This window comes from Nostoc sp. 2RC, assembly GCF_014222165.1.
In the GTDB taxonomy this organism is placed as follows: domain Bacteria; phylum Cyanobacteriota; class Cyanobacteriia; order Cyanobacteriales; family Nostocaceae; genus Nostoc; species Nostoc linckia.
Genome location: NZ_JACKZU010000560.1, coordinates 1 through 3,401, shown reverse-complemented (window position 1 = coordinate 3,401; position 3,401 = coordinate 1). Strand labels below are relative to the sequence as shown.

The 3,401-nt window shown below is 42.3% G+C and carries 4 protein-coding genes; 2 read left to right on the top strand and 2 right to left on the bottom strand.

The genetic code is table 11. The features are described 5' to 3' along the window. Positions 1–93 precede the first annotated feature (93 nt). Positions 94–1,461: a DUF3370 domain-containing protein gene (locus GNE10_RS33095; protein ID WP_185570290.1), complete on the bottom strand. Its 1,368-nt coding sequence runs from the start codon at positions 1,459–1,461 to the stop codon at positions 94–96. Between the two features lie 31 nt (positions 1,462–1,492). Beyond that, positions 1,493–2,014, bottom strand: a complete 522-nt coding sequence (locus tag GNE10_RS33090; RefSeq protein WP_185570288.1) for a peptidase C15 — start codon at positions 2,012–2,014, stop codon at positions 1,493–1,495. 76 nt (positions 2,015–2,090) lie between these two features. On the opposite strand from GNE10_RS33090, the gene hisH reads away from it, so the two are divergent. Together hisH and rsmD are read left to right on the top strand one after the other, a co-directional pair. Then, positions 2,091–2,726: an imidazole glycerol phosphate synthase subunit HisH gene (gene hisH, locus GNE10_RS33085; RefSeq protein ID WP_099068650.1), complete on the top strand. Its 636-nt coding sequence runs from the start codon at positions 2,091–2,093 to the stop codon at positions 2,724–2,726. Between the two features lie 113 nt (positions 2,727–2,839). Then, positions 2,840–3,401, top strand: a 562-nt coding sequence (gene rsmD / locus GNE10_RS33080) for a 16S rRNA (guanine(966)-N(2))-methyltransferase RsmD (RefSeq protein WP_185570289.1), incomplete at its 3' end; no start/stop codon positions are given.

Below are 3,401 nucleotides of genomic sequence, written 5' to 3'. Positions count from 1 at the left end.
GGTGTGGGGAGTGTGGGGAGTGTGGGGGGTAATTTTTTGGATACTTAGCTAGAAATCCCACACAAAATTTCGTTCACCCAAGTCCTGGGTGCATTAGCGATTTCCACCTTGAGTTGACACTGTTAATACTTGCGGTGGTGTAGCATCGGGTGGATAGAGGAAGTCTACTTCTACTAAAGAGCGATCGCCTGCTTTCATGTTTAATGAAACTAAGGGTTCTCCTATTTGACCCCGCTTTTGTACTAAATGTACAAACTCTGTTTTCGGCTGATTTTGCTCGTTTTTGTAACGTACCCGCACTGTGCCGCGAAAGAAGACTTGACGCGCTGGCGTACTCAAAAAGCGTAACCCTGGTTGAACTAATCGATCCTCTTTTAGCGGAGTTTGTATCGATACACTCACAGTTTGAGGATTTTGGGTGTTGTTATACAACGGCAACTTTAAACTATATTGAATTCCATAGTTGCCATGTGCGCGATATGCAGTGTCAGGGTAGCGCACCAGCATCTTACCACTTTGAATTTGATTAGTTCCTAAAGTACCACGATCCAGAGTACTCAAGGCATAGGAAAACATTTGACCGGGTTGGGGAATAGTTAAATACCTAGCTTTAGGATTATCTACTAATAAAGCTCGCCATTGGGAACCAGCAACTACTCCAGCCACACGCCCGTAAATTATTGGCTTGTCAGTTTCTTCTAAAGGAGTGGGGGTTTTATCCCGTGGACTAGCTAAATCACCATTATTTAGTAAATTTTCCCACTCTGCCAAAGTCGGCGGACGTTCGCTACCATCTGCATTTGTCGGGGCGAACATGGCTAGGCTAGCTGCATAAACGGTGTTACTACTTTGCAAGCGCATCAATGTAGAGCGACCATTGAGGGGTGGCGTCAATCCCTGCACCGGAATTGGTAAATTTAGTAACATCCGACTTTGCCCTGGTGGAATTTCAATTTGGGCAGGGAAAATATTTTGTCGTTGTCCTCTTAATATATCAGTCATGACGCGATCGCCAGGGCCGGCAAAAATTTTTCCTAAAGGATTTTGGGTAAAGGATGGTAACTCAATAAATGGTGCATCGGGTTGGCTTAAATAACTCGCCGCCTGCAAAATATTTACCTTCACCGGCTGCGAAGTAGGGTTGTGCAAAATTATCCCTAGATAAAGAGAACGTAAATTTTCTGGCGGTTCAGCTCTAGCTACATGGTGAGCAAAAATATCAAATCTTCCGCGAAAGGGAAAATTCAGATGTGCTGTAGGAACTTTTTTGTCTTTTGGTGGAAAAGTTGAAAGTAAAATTCCTTCTTTTAAAACTAATTCCGGACTATTGCTATTAAAAGTTGGCACTGTATCCAACTTACCTGGTAAAGGTCGTACTTGTTGTGATTGTACGACTTCTTGAGGCGGTGGTGTCACAGGTGTGGATTGAGCTATGGAAAAACTGAGTAAAAATGGCAACATATACTTAGGTAACACTTTGAACATACAGACACTAACAAGTTGATGAAAGTGCCAGATTGTTAATAATTAATAAGAAATCAGCCAAAATGCCACTCAAATTTTCTCCATTGAGAAGGGGAACGTGAACAAAGATACAACGCGCTGGTAGTTGGTTTTGGTTTAAGTAGTCTAAAACCGAATAGTAAAGACCTTCGCAAACAAATTTACCGCAGTCGTGGCTAATGTCAATTGCCACTGCTTCGGCCACTAATTTTTCTAAATCAACATTTGTGTGCAAAACACTTTCACCAGAATTAGCCGCCAATTCTACACTTAATTTTGTCCGACTGGCAGCCATGCCACAACAGATGATGTAATCAGGTTGGATTGCATTGATTTTTTCAATTACCAGAGAACTGGCCTGTTGCACATCTACGGGTAACAACCGCAAAAAAGTTAAGTCAAGGGGAATCAGCTGAAGCTTCGTAACTTCTATTAATAAATCATCAGATGAATTTGATTGTTGATCCGTCAGCCAAGTGTCAAAAGAAGTTAATAGAATTCTTTTCTGCATAACAAATATTATTTACAATAGGAATATTATTTAGAATAGAAAAACCCTCCATAATAATTTTACAAGGAGCAGGTAAATGCCAGTGATTGCGGTCGTAGACTATGAGATGGGAAATTTGCACTCAGTCTGCAAAGGTTTGGAAAAAGCCGGGGCAACTCCTAATGTTACTTATTCTCCAAAGGAATTAGAACATGCAGATGCAATAGTTTTGCCGGGAGTGGGAGCATTCGATCCCGCAGTACAACATTTAAGATCGCGTGGTTTAGAACAACCGATCAAAGATGCGATCGCATCTGGCAAACCTTTTTTAGGTATCTGTTTGGGATTGCAAATTCTTTTTGAATCAAGTGCAGAAGGTATCCAACCAGGACTGGGAATTATCAAAGGAAAAGTACGGCGGTTTCGTCCCGAAACAGATATTACTATTCCTCACATGGGTTGGAATCAACTACAAGTGACTCAACCAAAAAGTCTTTTGTGGGAGCATTTACCCTCAAATCCTTGGGTGTATTTTGTTCATTCCTACTATGTCGATCCAATAGAAGAGGAAATTCGTGCAGCAACCGTCACCCACGGTACTCAAACTGTAACAGCTGCCATTGCCCGCGAAAACCTGATGGCTGTCCAATTTCACCCAGAAAAATCTTCTAATATCGGATTGCAAATCCTGTCTAATTTTGTTGCTCAAGTACGGGAAAAAATTCCTGCATAATTATTTTTGTCCTCAGTCATTAGTCATTAGTCATTAGTCATTTGTGAATAAATGAAAATGGCCATTGACCATCAATATAATGCCCAATGCCCGATGCCCAATGCCCCATCCTCATGAGTCTGAGAATTTACGGAAATCGCCAGCTAAAAACTTTACCAGGAAAAGAGACTAGACCTACTAGTGCTAGAGTTAGGGAAGCAGTCTTTAATATTTGGCAGGGAAAAATTGCAGGTTGCCACTGGCTAGATTTGTGTGCTGGTAATGGTTCAATGGGTGCAGAGGCTTTGTGTAGAGGAGCCGCCTTAGTAGTGGGAATAGAAAAATCAAGCCGAGCCTGTGCCATTATTCAACAAAATTGGCAGCTCTTAACTAATGCCGAACAAGAATTTCGGGTAGTGCGCGGAGATGTTATTGGGCAGTTAAAAACGTTATCAGGCAAGCAATTCCATCGGATTTACTTCGATCCACCTTATGCCAGCGGGTTGTATGAGCCAGTTTTAGTAGCGATCGCCCAGCATCAACTTTTAGATCCTAGCGGTGAAATCGCAGTGGAACACGCTTCACAAGATTGGACATCCCCAGAGATTCCCGCTTGGGAAATTTGCCGCGAGAAAGCTTACGGCAACACATCACTTACTTTTTACAGAATTCGGAGCCAGGGGGATGAGGGAGCAG